The organism is Maribacter sp. R86514, assembly GCF_044597005.1.
Taxonomy (GTDB): domain Bacteria; phylum Bacteroidota; class Bacteroidia; order Flavobacteriales; family Flavobacteriaceae; genus Maribacter.
Genome location: NZ_CP138999.1, coordinates 3,721,356 through 3,738,793, shown reverse-complemented (window position 1 = coordinate 3,738,793; position 17,438 = coordinate 3,721,356). Strand labels below are relative to the sequence as shown.

Genomic DNA, 17,438 nt, shown 5'->3' with positions numbered 1-17,438 from the left:
ATGAAAAAAATAGTAAATTATTTATGTTTCGCACTCCCAATAGCGCTGGCATTTTCTTGTACAGACTTAGAGATCGAACCCACAGATTCATTAATATCTGAAGGTTTTGCCGGTGTAGCAAACGTACAAGGTGAAGTTGCCAATATCTCCAACATCATAACAGGAGGTAATTTAGGGAACCAAGATGGTCTATATGCTTTAAATGAAGTAACTACAGATGAATACGTAGTAGCTACTAGAGGTACAGACTGGGGAGATAATGGCAGATGGTTAGCCATGCACCAACATTCATGGAACGCAGATCTACAAGATATACGTTTATCTTGGCAAGCTTTAAATAGCATAACGATTAATGCTACACGTGTAATCGACCCAGGCAGTGTTACTACCGCTGGCGGTGATATTACCACACTAAAGGCTGAAGCCAGATTTTATAGAGCTTGGGCAATGAGCTGGATTTTAGATATGTGGAGACAAGTACCTTACAGGAATGTTAATGCACCCAATAGTGAAATACCTACAGTTCTTAAAGGACAAGTTGCTATAGACAGCATCGTTGCTGATCTCAATATTGCAATTAGGGATTTACCACAAGTTACGGCAGGTGATGGTATTGATTTAAAGCAAACGCCAACAAAAGCAGCCGCCAATCACTTAATGGCTAAACTACATTTGAACAAACATGTTTATCTTGAAACCACTCCTGATAATGCAGACATGCAAGTTGTAATTGACGCTGTTGATGCAATAGAAGCAGATGGATACACTTTAGCAGCTGCTGGAGATTTCTTTGATATATTTAGACCTAGTAATGATGTTGAGACAATTTGGTGGTCACCTGCAGCTACGGGACCTAGAATTTGGAATACATTACATTATAACCTAAACTTCCCAGGCTCTAACGATGGTGGTGGATGGAACGGTTTTGCGACCCTTTCTGAATTTTATCAATTATTTGAAGGTGACCCAGACACAAATTATGTTGGAGACGGGCAAGAAGAAAGAAGAGGATGGGTTCCGGATGCAGAAACTGCAAATGCCGATAACTTAGGAATAGGATATGGTTTTCTTATTGGTCAACAATATGAACAAGATGGAACCCCATTAACCGCAAGAGACAATGTAGGTAGTGTTCCTTTAGTTTTCACTAAAGAAGTAACAAAAGCTGAATACACAGCCCCTGCAGATAACGCCATATTAGAAACGGACGGAACAAGAATGCTTAAATACCATCCTAATGAAGAAGGCGGAGATCAAAGAGCTCATACTGTACGTTACAGGTTTGCTGATGATTACTTAATGAGAGCCGAAGCTATGTTTAGAATGGGTCAAGATGTAACTGGTGCCATCAATACATTAAGAGTTATAAGAGGTGCAACAGCACTAGGCTCAGTAACTGAATCTGACCTTCTAGCAGAACGTGGTAGAGAAATGTATGCCGAATTAACAAGAAGACAAGATTTGATCAGATTTGATCAGTATTTAAGAGCATGGAACCTTAAAGATGCTACTGACGCTAGATCTATAGTATTCCCGATTCCATTTGCAGATATACTAGCTAACCCTAACTTAGTTCAAAACCCAGGATACTAAGTATATATAATTTTAAGTTTAAGTTGAAAAGGCCTCCAGTTTATTTTGGAGGCTTTTTTACGTTTTGTACTTTACAGAAACAGCAAAAAAAACAAATATCTTTGAAGCTAATGTTCTCAAATTAACTACTTAAAGTAGCTACTCTTACCACTATCTGCAAAACTAAACAAGCTCTATAGTGGTGCTCAGAAAAACAAAGAATCATTTACTAAACTGATTTCTTCATTTCCCTTATATCACGTTAAAACAATTTACCCAGCTTTAGCTATATTTCAGTGCATTAATTTGCCTAATACTAGATAATGACAAAAAGCTTATTTTATTTTAAAAATCACTAATGTATTAAGTTTAAATGCAACTATTATATGAATACAAATAGCGTAACATTTATACACACAAAAGTGAATAAAAAATGTTACGCTATTAATAATTCTAGAAATTAGAGTACTCTATTATAAGGTGCAAAAGGTACCAGCTTCTTTATAATATCTTATCTAAATATAATATAGGTACTAACAACTATTAAGGTAATAATTAAGCCTACGGGCTTTACATATTTCCAACCCGTAATATCCACCTCGTTTGTATATTTTTGTTCATAGTCAGTTTCTCTAGGCTTCAATCTACCAATTATCAACATTAAACTTATGGTCAAGACAAAAGTAATAGCCTGTACATGCAACATGTGTGGCAACCATTCTACTCCAAGTCCTCTTTGCATAAATATATAAATTACATAAACCACAACGGCAAATATTATCCCTGCTTTGGCAGCAATAGCCGGAACTCTTTTTGTTAAAAACCCAATGACGATTGCTGATAGAATAGGAATACTGTAAGCCCCATTAACCTGCTGCAAGTAACCAAAAAGACCATCTGAAGCATAATATAAAAAAGGTGCTAATATCATTGAAAACAACGCAAGCATAACACCAAAACGCTTACCTACTGCAACAACTTTGGTTTCAGATGCTTCTTTATTTATGTACTCTTTATAAATATCCAAACCAAACAAGGTAACACAACTATTCAACGCACTGTTAAAAGAGCTTAAAATGGCACCGAAAAGCACCGCTGCAAAAAAGCCTACGAAAGTTACCGGTAATACTGCAGCCACTAATTTAGGATAAGCCTGATCTGCCCTGCTTAACTGACCATCAAACATATGAAAAGCTATAATACCGGGCAAAACAACAATTAACGGTCCTAATATCTTAAAGCAGGCTGCAAGCATTACTCCTTTTTGACCTTCTTTTAAATTTTTCGCACCTAATGCCCTTTGTATTATTTGTTGATTGGTTCCCCAATAAAACAGCTGTACCAACACCATACCAGTAAATATCGTAGCAAATGGTATACTCGAAGATTCTGACCCTATTGCATTGAACTTTTCTGGGTGTTCAGCCGTAAGTTTTGACAATCCCCCTAAAATACTATTGTCATCGCTTATAGCATATAGTCCAAATATAGGTATCAACAGACCACCTATCAACAAACCTATTGCATTAATAGTATCAGAAACGGCAACAGCTTTTAAACCTCCGAATATGGCATAAATACTACCTATAATACCAATACTCCAAACACAAACCCAAATTGAACCCCATTCAGAAATCCCCAACTTCTCAGGCAAGTCGAACATACCACTAATCGCTAAAGAACCAGAGTACAAAACAATAGGTAATAACACGATAGCATAACCACTTAAAAATAAACCTGATGTCATTGCTTTTGTTGTCGTATCAAACCTTCTTTCCAAGTACGTTGGTATGGTACTAATACCACCTTTCAAATATCTTGGCAGCAAATAAATAGCACATATTACCATGGCAATAGCCGCCAAAGTTTCCCAGGCCATTACTAGTATTCCATCACTATAGGCATTACCGTTCAGTCCAACAATCTGCTCTGTAGATAAATTAGTTAATAGTAAGGATCCAGCTATTACTCCTGCGGTTAAACTTCTTCCTCCTAAAAAGTAACCGTCAGAAGTTTGTTCATTGGTAGATCTTGTTGCCAAATATGCAATTGCGGCCACTAAAATGGTAAAGCCTAAAAAAGATAAAATTCCTATCATTAGTTGAGTTGTTTGTTATTTAGTCAAGGTTAAATATATTGGATTATTTCCATTACTTCTAAAAAGTAGCCACTAAATCTCATTATTCATATTTATAGACCATACCTATAACGATTTCTTTAAATTTTAACGCTGACTTTTACCAAATAAGCCTAATAAATAGTAGGTATTTGGCTATATTGCAAATTAATTTTGAAGTAACTATTATACAGGTTACTAACTCAACTTTTACAGCTTACGAAATAACCCGAAGTGCTATCTCAAACAAACTCAACAATGAACTCAAATTTGCTTAAAATAAGCTGCCTTGGTTTATTTTTATCCCTATTATATTCTTGCGGCTCTAAAGAAGGCGCAAATAGGTTAGAAGAAAAAACAGAACCTACATTATTTACACTTTTACAGCCAGAAGAAACAGGTATTTCTTTTGTAAACAAAGTCGCCAACTCTAAAGAATTTAATATTTTTAAATACCGTAATTTTTACAATGGTGGCGGTGTTGCTATTGGCGATATCAATAATGATGGTTTAGCTGATGTTTTCTTGACCGGCAACATGGAGCCTAACAAGCTATTTCTTAATAAAGGCGAAATGAAATTTGAAGATATTTCAGAAACAGCCGGAATAAAAGGTAACAAACCATGGTCTACAGGTGTAGTTATGGCTGATATTAACAACGACGGCTTCCTAGACATTTATGTGAGTAATGCCGGTAACATGGAAGGCAACAATCACGACAACGACCTTTATATTAATAACGGAGACGGCACTTTTACCGAAAAAGCCCATGAGTATAATCTAGCGGAAACAGGTTTTTCTACTCATGCCTCTTTCTTTGATTATGACAAGGATGGCGATTTAGATGCCTACATTCTAAACAATAGTAATATCCCTGTAAGTAGCCTGGGATATGCAGAACAACGAGAAGTAAGAGCACAAGATTGGGAAGGCGTACCAAAAATTTTTAGAGGTGTAGGTGATATGCTTCTAAGAAATGATAACGGTAAATTCGTTGATGTTAGTGAAGATGCTGGTATTTACGGTAGCCTTATTGGCTTTGGTCTTGGGGTTATGGTAGTAGACATCAATAATGACCTATACCCAGACATCTATGTTTCTAACGATTTTTACGAAAGAGATTATTTATACATTAACAACCAAGACGGTACGTTTAGAGAAGAGGTACAAAAATGGACAAACCATTTGAGCTTATCTGCTATGGGTGTCGATATGGCCGATATCAATAATGACGGACTTACAGATATCTTCATTACAGACATGTTGCCAGAGCCTGACCAGCGTGTAAAATCTGTCATGGAATTTGAAGGGTATAATATTTTTAAGCTAAAACAGAGTAAAGATTTTCATCAGCAGTATATTCAAAACACATTACAACTAAACAACGGTAATGGCTCTTTTTCCGAAATTGCATACTACAGTGGTGTTGAAGCTACAGATTGGAGCTGGTCTGGACTTTTATTCGATATGGATAACGACGGATTAAAAGATATTTATATTACAAACGGAATTAACCATGATCTTACCGATTTAGATTTTATAGATTTCTTTGCCAATGACATTATTCAAAAAATGGCATTGACGGGCAGAAAGGAGTCTATTGATTCTATAATCGATAAAATGCCTGTTACGCCTTTACCAAACTACGCATACCGCAATAACGGCGACATTACGTTCAGTAACTACAATAAACAATGGGGTTTTGAATTACCAAGTCGCTCTAACGGTTCTGCCTATGGAGATTTAGATAATGATGGCGATTTAGATTTGATTGTCAACAATGTAAATATGGAGACATTCGTATATCGAAATAACTCTGAATCTCAATTAGAAAACAACTATATAAAATTAAAATTCAAGGGTAGCGATGGCAATAAATTTGGAATAGGAACAGTTGCCCGTTTATATTACCCAGATAATATTATCGACCAGACCTTAATGCCGTCTAGAGGTTTTCAGTCATCAGTAGAATACCCGATGACCATAGGTCTTGGAACTACTGAAACTTTAGATTCTATTCGTATTATATGGCCTGACGATACTACTTCTAAGTTAATTAATGTAAAAGCCAACCAGACCATTACATTTAATCAAGAAGAAGCTACCGAAATATTTAAAAGTAAAGAAACGGAAATTCCTACCCTTTTAAAATCGATCGATGATAATACATTTCTAGCCCATAAAGAAAATAACTATATGGATTTTGACAACGAAGGGTTGATTTCTAAATCATTAACAGAAGAAGGTCCTGGTTTAGCGGTAGGAGATGTAAATGGTGACGGTAATGATGATATTTTCATAGGTGGCGCAAAAAATCAAACCGGTGCATTATATCTTCACAATGGCAATGGCTCACTGTCTAAACCTATTGTAAAATATTTTGAAACCGAAGCTCTACTAGAGGATACCACTGCTTCCTTTTTTGATTCGGATAATGATGGTGATTTAGATCTTATGGTCGGTACTGGAGGAAACGAATTAGGCATGCAAGGCACATATGGCATCCGACTTTATCTAAACGATGGCAAAGGCAATTTTTCTTTAAGTAAAGACAAACTACCGAATATCAATAAAAATGTAGCGGTTGTCGCTCCGTCAGATTTTGATAATGATGGTGATATGGATGTTTTCGTAGGCTCAAGAAGTGTTGTAGGCACCTACGGCGTAAACCCTGATCACTTATTCCTCTTAAATAATGGCGATGGCACTTTTACAGATGCTACAGAACGTTCTGCATACGACCTAAAAGATGCAGGAATGATTACAGATGCCAAATGGCTAGATATGGATGGTGACGGCAAGGATGACCTAGTAACCGTTTCTGATTGGGGCAGTCCAAAAATTTATAAAAACTCTGGCAGAAGGCTTAGCGATTCTAAAAGCTCTCTTGACAGCCTTAATGGATGGTGGGGTGCTGTAGAAGGTTATGATTTAGATAACGACGGAGATCAAGATTTAATTTTGGGCAATACGGGCAGTAATATTCATTACAAACCCTCACCTGGGCAACCTATGAAAATGTGGGTAAACGATTTTGATAATGATGGTACTATTGAACAAATTACCACGCAAAACTATGATGGCGGTGATTATCCTCTTCATCAAAAAAAGGAATTAACTACTCAAATTTTAGCGCTTAAGAAAAGGAATATCAAAGCTTCAGAGTATGCTTCAAAAACTATTCAAGAGCTATTCACAAAAGACGTTATCGACAATACCATATTAAAAGAAGCACGTATTGCTGAAACCGTAATTGCAATTAATGATGGCAATGGTAATTTCACTATCAAAATTCTACCCCCTCAAGTTCAATTCTCATGTATATGTGGCATTCAATGTTTAGATGTAAACAAGGACGGGAATCTTGATCTTGTAATGGCGGGCAATAATTTTGAGTTCAAACCCCAATATTCTAGACTAGATGCTAACTATGGTAATGTTCTTCTAGGTGACGGTAAATTGAATTTTGAATGGCAAAACTATGGTGACAGTGGTTTCTTTATACGGAATGAAGTAAAACAACTGCAGATTGTAAAGGATAAAAAAGGAAACGAATTTATCATCGCAGCCATCAACAATGACACACCAAAATTGTATCGATTAAATGAAGAATAGTATACTTTACATATGTGTATTGGTATTTGCCATTGGTTGTAAACAAAATTCAGGGGAGTTATTTGTAAAACATTCTGCTGAGGATACGGGTATAACTTTTGAAAATACGCTAACCGAAACAAAAGACCTGAGTATTTTAGACTATCTCTACTTTTATAATGGTGGAGGTGTTGCCATTGGCGATATCAATAATGACAGCCTGCCAGATATCTATTTTTCAGGTAATCAAGTAAAAAATAAGTTGTACTTGAACAAGGGGAACTTACAGTTTGAAGACATTACCGAAACAGCAGGTGTCGCTGGTAGTAGCTCTTGGAATACAGGCACAATTATGGGCGATGTCAATGGTGACGGACTTCTAGATATTTACGTCTGTGCTGTTGTTGGACTAAACGGATTTAATGGATACAACGAGCTTTTTATAAATCAAGGAGATGCTACTTTCAAAGAAAGTGCCGCGGAATATGGATTGGATTTTGAGTCATATAGTTCTTCTGCCGCTTTTTTAGATTATGACCTAGACGGAGATTTAGATATATACCTTCTCAATCATGCCATACACACCCAAGACTCTTATGGCAACTCCCAAATTAGACACAAACGTATTTATGAAACCGGCGACAAATTATTACGAAATGATGACGGTAAATTTGTCGATGTAAGTGAAAATGCCGGTATTTATGGCGGTGTAAATGGCTACGGTCTAGGTATTGCCGTTTCTGATTTTAATCAAGACGGATATCCTGATCTTTATATTGGCAATGACTTTCATGAAGATGATTATTATTACTTAAATAATGGTGACGGTACTTTTACGGAAAGTCTCAAGGTCGCATTTGGACACACTACCCGTTTTTCTATGGGTAGTGATGTAGCAGACATTAACCATGATGGCTTACCAGACCTTATTTCTTTAGATATGTTAGCTAAAGATGAAACCGTTTTAAAGTCTTCTGAAGGTGATGATGATGTTCAAATTCAAAAACTAAAAACCGAAACTTTTGGTTATCATAATCAGTATACTAGAAACATGCTTTCTATAAACCAACCAAATGGTAAGTTTCTAGAAACAGCTTTACAGAGTGGTGTAGCTGCTACAGATTGGAGCTGGAGCGCTCTATTTGGGGATTTCAACCAAGATGGAGAACAGGATCTATATATAAGTAACGGGATTCCCAAACGTCCTAACGACCTTGATTACATTAACTATATTTCTAACGAAAATATTCGGTCAAAAATCAATAACACCAACCTTGTAGATCAAAAGGCACTTAAAATGATGCCTTCAGGTTTTATTGGTAACATGATTTTTAAAGGTGCTAAAGACCTTAAATTTATAGATGAATCTAAATCATGGATTGCACAAGACACCATTATTTCTGGAGCAACAGCTTATAGCGATTTAGATAATGATGGCGATTTAGATTTAATAACCAATAATCTATATAGCAAAGCAGAAATTCAGGAAAATACTACCAACAGTAAGCGCAATTGGCTAAAAATTAAACTGAACTACACCGAAAAAAATAAGTTCGGAATTGGCACCAAAGTATTCTCGTACGCCAACGGAATTAAACAGTTCAAAGAAATGTACACCGTTCGCGGATTTCAAGCTTCTTCTGAACCCTTAATTCATTTTGGTTATGGAGACCTTGAGAACATAGATTCTTTAAAAATTGTTTGGCCAGACAGAAGCTCTCAACTGATTAAAAATATCGCCGTTAATCAAACACTATATATTAAACCTGAAAACACTCAACCTTTCAATTATAGTACACCAAAAAATAAAGAGAATTTACTGTTCCAAAAAACTTCAGACAATCTAGGCATCGACTATGTTCATATTGAAGATGCTTACAGTGACTATTTACGTCAAAAACTAATTCCCTATCAAATGTCAGATAGAGGTCCAGCCGTTAGTATTGGCGATTTAGACGGTGATGGAAAAGAAGATATATTCTTTGGTGGGTCAAAATATATTCCGTCGCAAATCTACATTCAAGGAGATTCTACTTTTTACTTAAAAAATTATCCGGAAATTAAAAATGATAGTATCAAGGAAGATATCACTTCTATAATAGGCGATTTTAATTACGATGGTAAAAATGACCTGATAGTGGGTACAGGTGGTGCTGATTTTTTTAATGAAATGAAGCCGCTAACAGATTCTTATTACGTTTCAAATGATTCCATTTTTACAAAAAAAGAATTTCCTGAGTTATTCGAGAATGCATCCGTTCTTTTAAAATTAGATTATGACCATGATGATGATTTAGATATCATTATTTGCAATCAATCTATTAGTGCAGATTATGGAAACAAACCTAACAGCTATCTATTAACTAATGAAAAAGGCAATTTTAAAGTAGCCAATAATCCATTTGAAAAGTTAGGTATGGTTACCGATGCCATAGTTACAGATTTCAATGAAGATGGATGGGAAGATCTTTTGTTTGTTGGCGAATGGATGCCACCAAGATTCTTTCAAAACAATGAAGGGAAATTTGCAGAAATTCATCCGTTAGAAAATGAAAAATTAAATGGTTTATGGCAATCCGTAATCAATTTTGATATAGACAATGATGGTGATCAAGATTATCTTTTAGGCAATTGGGGTTTAAATACTAAATTCTCCACATCAGAAGAGCATCCTATGAAAATGTTTTATGGCGACCTAGATAAAAACGGGGCTACAGAGACTATTGTCAGTACCTTTAAAGACGGCAAAGATTATCCGGTAGACGGATTAAAAGAATTATCGAGTCAATTGGTATCACTTCGTAAAAAATTCAATACCTACAGCTCTTTCGCAGGAAAATCCATGAAAGATATATTAGGTGAAAATATGCTACCAAACGCAAAAGTTCTTGAGGTGCATACTTTAAGTTCCGGTTATCTGCGAAACAACGGAGGCAAGTTTTCTTTTATACCTTTTTCCTACGAACTACAATTGGCACCTATTATGGCGTTCTTAGAATTTGATTTCAACGGAGATAATAAAACCGAAGTTTTAGCTGCTGGAAATTATTTTGGCATAAAACCATACCACGGTCGTTTTGATTCTTTCCCCGGAGCATTGATTAGTAGTACCAACAATGTTACCTTAGCCAATGAAATAGGACTCGATTTAACAGGTAAATCGATTCGAAGCATGAATATTTTAAACGCAAACAACAACAAATACATTTTGCTCACCTTTAACAATAAGGCTGCGGAAGTTTATAGCATACTCAAACCATAGTACAATGAAGAAGTATTTTTTAATCATAATAATAGGTGCCATATTTGCGAATTGCACCGAAAAGAAAAAAGAACCTATAATAGTATCTCCCGATCAATTACATAACTCAATTGACCATGTAATTGATATCATGATCCATGATATTTTCTCGCCACCGGTGGCAAGTAGAATATTTGCCTATCCAAATATTGCCGCATATGAGATTGTTGCACAGGTAAACCCAAAATACAACACCCTTTCGGGTCAGCTAAAAGGTCTAACACCCATACCTGTAATTGATACGGTATCTGGTATTAACCCTCAATTATCAGCATTAATTGCACACATGAACATTAGCAGACAACTTATTTTCTCAGAAGATAAATTCGATATTTTACAAGATAGCCTTTTCACGCAGTGGAAAACAATGAACGAACCTGAATTTGAAGCGTCTAAAACTTACGGATTAAAAGTTGCAGAACATATTAAAGCGTGGATGAACAAAGACAATTACAGCCAAACCCGTACCATGCCTAAGTTTACGGTAAATACTGACGACCAAGCAAGATGGCAACCTACTCCACCCGCATATATGGATGGTATAGAACCGCATTGGAACAAAATACGGCCGTTCATCATAGACTCGGCTTCTCAATTTAAACCTATTCCACCACCAGCATTCTCCCTTGAAAAAGATTCTGACTTCTATAAAGAACTTATTGAGGTATATAACATCAGTAACGAAATTACCGAGAACGGAGATGAATCCGATGAAGTTGCTATTGCCAAGTTCTGGGATTGCAATCCTTATGTTTCCGTAACAAGAGGTCACCTCATGTTCGCTACCAAAAAAATTACTCCTGGTGCACATTGGATAGGAATCACAAAAATTGCAAGCAAAAAAACCAATAGTAATTTTGATGATACCGTTTTTGCCTATACTAAAACTTCGATGGCAATAGCCGACGGATTTATAAGCTGTTGGGATGAAAAATACCGAAGTAATCTAATAAGACCAGAAACTTTGATCAATCAACATATTGACGAGAACTGGAAGCCTATTTTACAAACACCACCTTTTCCAGAATATACAAGCGGGCATAGTGTAGTATCAGGTGCTGCAGCAACTGCCTTAACCAGTATTTTTGGTGAAGATTTTAGTTTTGAAGACGACACAGAAACACCATATGGCCTACCGATAAGAAAATTCAACTCTTTTAACGAAGCTGCCGACGAAGCCGCTATCAGTAGAATGTATGGCGGAATTCACTACCGAGCTGCAGTTGAAGTAGGTGTTGGCCAAGGTAGAAAAATCGGTGCGCTATTGAATTCAAAAATTAAAATGAAGAACGATTAGATTTAATGTATAATTAGTAAATATGAGAAAAGCGATTACAATTACAATTTTCATTATTTGCATCGGCTTAGTTTGGTATTTTTTGTTAAAGCCACAAGACTACCAAATAAGAGTAGTTGCCAAGTCATTTCCAGGTACGATAAATCAATCATTAAAATCATGGAATAACTCAATCGACAACGCTTCAATTGTACAGCTCGAAGATTTAAAACACCTAAAACAAACTATAAAATCTGGAGATTCTACCCATACGTACATATGGAATATTTTTTCTATAAACGATTCAACATCAAAAATCAAAGTAGATGTAACCGATTTAAATAATAGTTTTAAAAACAAATTATTAATCCCTTTTATCGATACTGATTTTGAAAAAGGCTCAAGAAAATTAGTAACTGATTTTATATCTTATCTAAATAAACATAGAAAAGAATTTAAAGTAACGATATTAAATGAGGAAGTATTACCTAATACCTATTGTGCTTGCGTAGAACATAAAACAATTCAATCAAAAAAAGCGATTGCCATGAAAGATAGTTATCCCTTTTTAAACTCTGTACTTGTAGGTAATGGTCTAAAATTAAACGGTGTTCCATTCATTGAAACAACAGATTGGAATATTGATAACGACAGTTTAACATTTAACTTCTGCTATCCTATCTTAAAAACCGATTCTCTTCCTGTTATAAAGGGTATAACATATCAAGAATTTAATGGTTTAAAGTCACTTAAAGCCATTTATAACGGTAATTATATTACGTCAGACAGAGCTTGGTATGCCCTTTTAGATTATGCTGAAAAAAAAGACATTAAAGTAAATGGTAAACCAATCGAGTTTTTTTATAATAATCCGAATATGGGAGGAGACGCATTACATTGGAAGACCGAAGTTTTCATGCCATTAACAGAACAAGATGAGTAAAATACTATATTTAAACGTACTATTAATCTTTACACTTACATCTTGTTCCAATTATGGGCAATTGAAAGTAATTGCCGATTTACCTGGTAGTCTATCTGAAAATTCTGGATTAGCCACTTATAACGACTCAACAATCTGGGTAGTAGAAGATGGTGGTAATAAAGATGAGATTTATCAGATAAACTTTAATGGCGAAATTCTTAAGAGCTTAGAGGTTAAAAATGGAAAAAACCATGACTGGGAAGACCTTACAACCGATACCGCTGGTCATCTTTACATTGCTGATATTGGCAACAATACCAATAAACGCAAGAACTTAGAAATCTTGAAGCTACCCAACCCAACTATTGAACCTGGTGACAAAATAGACGCAGAAAAAATTGAACTTTACTACCCCGACCAAAAAGAATTTCCACCAAAGAAAGATGCTTATTTTTATGATTCTGAAGCCATATTTCACCATGGAAATAAAATCTACATCGTAACCAAAAACAGATCAAAATCGTTTACTGGAGAAGCTCATATTTATTCTGTACCCGATACCAAAGGTGAATATGAAGCGACCCTTGTTGGTTCGTTTACACCTTGTTCAGATTGGAAAATTTGCCAGATAACTTCTATAGACATCTCGCCTAAAGGTGATAAAATCATAGCGCTCAGTTATGGAAAACTTTTTGTTTTTACAGATTTCACTTGGGATGATTTCACCAAGAGCAACATGCAAGAAATCGATTTAGGAGCACGTTCTCAATTAGAATCTGTTTGTTTCCTTAATAACGACACCTTACTTATCTCTGATGAAAAAGCACACGGAGAAGGTGGAAACCTATATACTTATTCTTTAAAATAACTTACTTTTTTAAAATCCAAAACCTAAACCAAAAGTAAATCTTGGTCCGTCTTCACTAGCGAAGATGGCCGTATTTATAGAAATGATATCAGAGGCATTTAAAAAGAACCCTCCGCCATACGAAGTGTGCCAGCGACCAGAACTCATTTCAGGCATCCAAACCCTACCATAATCAAATCCTCCAAAAAGACCCATTGCCGTCGGTAATAATCGGGTGCGTTTCTTTTTTAAACTAAATCTTATATCGGTATTTTGATAATAAGATGTTTTACCCGTAAAACGTTGATTCCTAAATCCGCGCAAGCCATCTAGACCACCAATACTTGCCGCTTGGTAAAATTCGTATTCATTACCAATATTAAAATGTGCTTTCCATTTGGTTGCCAACACTAATCTACCATTGGGTATTAATTTATAATCGAAACTTAAGCTTGGCACAATGTATCCAAAACTTCCACCTTCTTTAGATAGATTTTCTTTAAATCCTGCCTCTAAAGATGTACCCATACCTAATGTAGGGAAGGCTTCATTATCCCTATTTTCATACGTGTAAGTAGCATGAGCCCCAACGAAATCACTATTGATTTCTTCTCCGTTCTGTTGATAAAAGGTATTTATGAATCTATCGTTGGTTTCTTCAACGCTTATATTCTCATAAGACAACCCTAATTTAACTTTGGCACCTAACTGCCCCCTCCACACCAATGATGGCGAAAAATCTATTTGCCTTAGTTTTACCCTGTTAAAATCTAAACCGAGGTCGTCATCAAAATTTTCGGTATTATTCCCGAATCCAAAGAAATTGACAGCAAAATTCGGACTCGTAAATCTTGCTTTCAGCTCTGCATTCCAATTTTCGAATACATGTGCAAATTCACCTTGATACTTAAAATCAAATCCGCTTGTAGCGAAATAATACGATGCCGCAAAAGAATGTTGCTGTGTAAAAGGATTTTGCCTAAAACCATTATAGGTATACGTATTTACAAAACCTATTCGCAAACCATCATCAGGATTAAAACCTATTGTGGGTATAATTTGATTAAAACTATTTCTCAATTTCAATGGTTGATAGGTATTCAACTCATAATCATCTGACAATTTCACTTTTGCACCACCTGTTTCCTCAAAGGTGTTCTTCTTGCTCTTAAAGTCATACAATGCTACATTTCTTCCATCTTCAACCCTGTAAATATCATTGTTATGACCACCGATAATACGAACCTTTACCCCAGAATAATTTTCAGGATTTCTAACTTCAAATATATCATCGTCATCTAAACCAAACACCCAAATCTCTTTAGTGTCTTCTTTATTAAAGACCTTATAATAAAACAACCGTTTTTTTTCGTCCTTTATATTTCTGAAAACTTTTACCTCTGTGTCCTCATCGTTTAATCTATTTATCTCAAACCAATCGTCTTTATCAGTACCTGCAACAACGGCATACCTATTTAAAACTCTGTAATATTCATCGGCAGTATCTTCAATATTACTTAAACGCGCCAATAGAATCTTTTTAATATCATCAACTGTTTTATCTCGTACCTCTGCAGGAAAAGATTTAAACGCTTCATCTATATCGCTAGGTTTCAAATTTTCTTTTAAGTATTTAGCTTGTGCCAACCATTGACTTTTCTCTGTTTCGCCCAATAATGTCAAATCTAAAACATAGGTCATTGGAGATGAATTAAAACCCTTTACACTTCTAATATCTTCATTAAAACCTTCCATAAGCCTTAAACCCGGTATAATACGGGTAGCTATTTTCATTAATGCCCCATCTCCCATTTTTGAGTATACCTGATCACGATCCCTAGGTATTGGTTTATATACTACCTTACCTTTATCCTCATCTTTAAATTCTGCCCAACGCCATTGATCTACATGGCGATCCCAATCGCCTAAAACCATATCAAAAAGTCGTGCTCTTAGGTACAAATCTTTATCTACCTCGTACTTTTCATCATCACGAAGGTCTTCAAGCATACCGTCGGTACTGGTTAAGTTATTTGAGTAACCAAAGCTTGCCAAATCTCCATGACCATCACCAGTATGTTCTTCTATCATATAAAGCTCATCACCAAAAGTTTCATTATACTCTTTTAAAGCGGGCTGTTTGGGCACGTAGTATAAAATAGGATTGGTATGATAAATACCTACCGCATCAGATAATTTTGCAGTAGTAAAAGGACCGTAAGGGTGAGACCCCGTGTAAAAGTCTTGTAATATTTCTTGGGTATAGGTTTCCTTTAAATCATCTAGTACGTATTGATCTTGAAAAGCCATGGATTGCAAATACAATTCCGCACTTTTTCTTAAAGCTCGCATTACATATTCTCTACCATCTTTTGCACGCAAACGCAACGATTTTGATTGGTGACCGCCACCTTTTTTAACAGGCTCAAGACCTCCCATTAGCGAATCTAAATTTACCGTCGGCACCTTAACCTGGGTGCCATAATATTTTCGGTAACGTTCACCCCAAATTCCTTTATAAAATCCGCTTTTATCGATTTCGTCTTCTGTATATACCGATGCTTTTACACTATCAGGAAATTGACCGGTAAATTCCCCAACATATTCTTTTTTGATTGGTGGCAGAACTTCATTGGTAAACAAAAACTCTTCGCTATTATTATCGTCCACACCATAAAACCGAACTCTAGAAGAACCATCTTTGTACACCTCTAAAGTAGCATACCCCATTTTACCCGTATTAAATTGAGAACCGTTCAATAATTTTGTAAAGCCTTTTTTAGCACCGGAACCACTTACAATTTGCGGAGTATTGTTTTCTACAAAATATTGCAATGTATGTTCGTGACCAGATGCAAATATTACGCGATCGGAATATTGTGCCAAAGTGGTAACCCTATTCATCAATTCTCTATACCTCTTATTATTAACATCTTCCACCGATGCTCCCGAAGTACTTCTAAGCACATTAATAAAAGAGCCTAAGCCTGGCAATGGAACAGCCATTTTCTTTGGATAGAATTGTTTTCTTAAGGAATACTGCCCACCATGCTCACCATAGCTATTTGTAGGGTGGTGCATTGCAATGACCGTTGTACGATCACGATAGTCTTTTATAGCATCTTCCAGTTCCAAGAAAAACTTTTGCCTACTCTTTATATAACACTTGTCATTAATATCGGGGCGCTTATCCCAATTGGTCAAATACCATTCTGTATCTAGCGTTATTATTGCGACATCATCCCCTATTTCTATAACATCTATAGGGCATCCGTTTTCTGGTAGAAACGGGTCTTTTTCCTTTTCTTTAAGTACTTGTTTAATGTAATTTTCCTCTCGTTCCAATCCTATTAAACCTTCGGTATACCAATCATGATTGCCTGGTATAAAAAGAGGCCTTCCTTTAAAATCGTTCAATGTATTGAGCTGGGCATCTAAATGGTTTTTTGCCGTTCTATACGCAACGGTAGAATCTTTAGGATCCGGTAAGCCTGCAGGATAAATATTATCTCCTAAAAATATAGCGGTACTGTTCTTATCGGCTTTATCTAACTTATCTTTAAATATCTTCAGCGCAGGGTTCATACCACCAATTGGAGACAAACCGGCATCACCAATTAAATACAAGGTGTGCACTATTTCCTTTTTATCATTTACGTCTTTAGCATATTTCTCATCTACATATTTAACCTTATATGTAGCACAGCCTGTAATGAACATAAAAACCGATAGATATGCATATAATTTTTTCATAGTAACCTTGTCCTCTTTAAAATTTTGTAATTTGGATACTTCAAACCAATTTTC

At 35.7% G+C, this 17,438-nt stretch carries 8 protein-coding genes; 6 read left to right on the top strand and 2 right to left on the bottom strand.

The genetic code is table 11. The features are described from left to right. Complete coding sequence (locus SJY30_RS16365; RefSeq protein WP_396633196.1) at nucleotides 1–1,593, top strand: RagB/SusD family nutrient uptake outer membrane protein; 1,593 nt, start codon at nucleotides 1–3, stop codon at nucleotides 1,591–1,593. Nucleotides 1,594–2,083: 490 nt separating this feature from the next. On the opposite strand, the gene SJY30_RS16360 is transcribed toward SJY30_RS16365, so the two are convergent. After that, nucleotides 2,084–3,670 (bottom strand): solute:sodium symporter family transporter, encoded by a 1,587-nt coding sequence (locus SJY30_RS16360; protein WP_396633195.1) that lies wholly within the window; start codon nucleotides 3,668–3,670, stop codon nucleotides 2,084–2,086. Nucleotides 3,671–3,946: 276 nt separating this feature from the next. Here SJY30_RS16360 and SJY30_RS16355 point away from each other — a divergent pair, with 276 nt between their 5' ends. From SJY30_RS16355 to SJY30_RS16335, 5 genes are read left to right on the top strand one after another with little or no spacing between them, the layout of a single operon-like run. Continuing rightward, nucleotides 3,947–7,303, top strand: coding sequence for a VCBS repeat-containing protein (locus SJY30_RS16355; protein ID WP_396633194.1), 3,357 nt, complete (start codon nucleotides 3,947–3,949; stop codon nucleotides 7,301–7,303). Next, on the top strand, nucleotides 7,293–10,544 hold the full coding sequence (locus tag SJY30_RS16350; RefSeq protein WP_396633193.1) for a VCBS repeat-containing protein: 3,252 nt from the start codon (nucleotides 7,293–7,295) through the stop codon (nucleotides 10,542–10,544). The genes SJY30_RS16355 and SJY30_RS16350 overlap by 11 nt, the downstream gene beginning before the upstream one ends. A gap of 4 nt (nucleotides 10,545–10,548) precedes the next feature. Further along, entirely contained in the window at nucleotides 10,549–11,880 is a 1,332-nt protein-coding gene (locus SJY30_RS16345; RefSeq protein WP_396633192.1) for a vanadium-dependent haloperoxidase, read from the top strand. A gap of 22 nt (nucleotides 11,881–11,902) precedes the next feature. Continuing rightward, nucleotides 11,903–12,802, top strand: coding sequence for an AraC family transcriptional regulator (locus tag SJY30_RS16340; protein ID WP_396633191.1), 900 nt, complete (start codon nucleotides 11,903–11,905; stop codon nucleotides 12,800–12,802). Beyond that, the gene (locus SJY30_RS16335) at nucleotides 12,795–13,652 is read left to right on the top strand and encodes a hypothetical protein (RefSeq protein WP_396633190.1); all 858 of its coding nucleotides are present in this window, start codon (nucleotides 12,795–12,797) and stop codon (nucleotides 13,650–13,652) included. Before SJY30_RS16340 ends, SJY30_RS16335 begins: the two co-directional genes overlap by 8 nt. A gap of 9 nt (nucleotides 13,653–13,661) precedes the next feature. On the opposite strand, the gene SJY30_RS16330 is transcribed toward SJY30_RS16335, so the two are convergent. Next, complete coding sequence (locus tag SJY30_RS16330) at nucleotides 13,662–17,384, bottom strand: metallophosphoesterase (protein WP_396633189.1); 3,723 nt, start codon at nucleotides 17,382–17,384, stop codon at nucleotides 13,662–13,664. Between the last annotated feature and the right edge of the window lie 54 nt (nucleotides 17,385–17,438).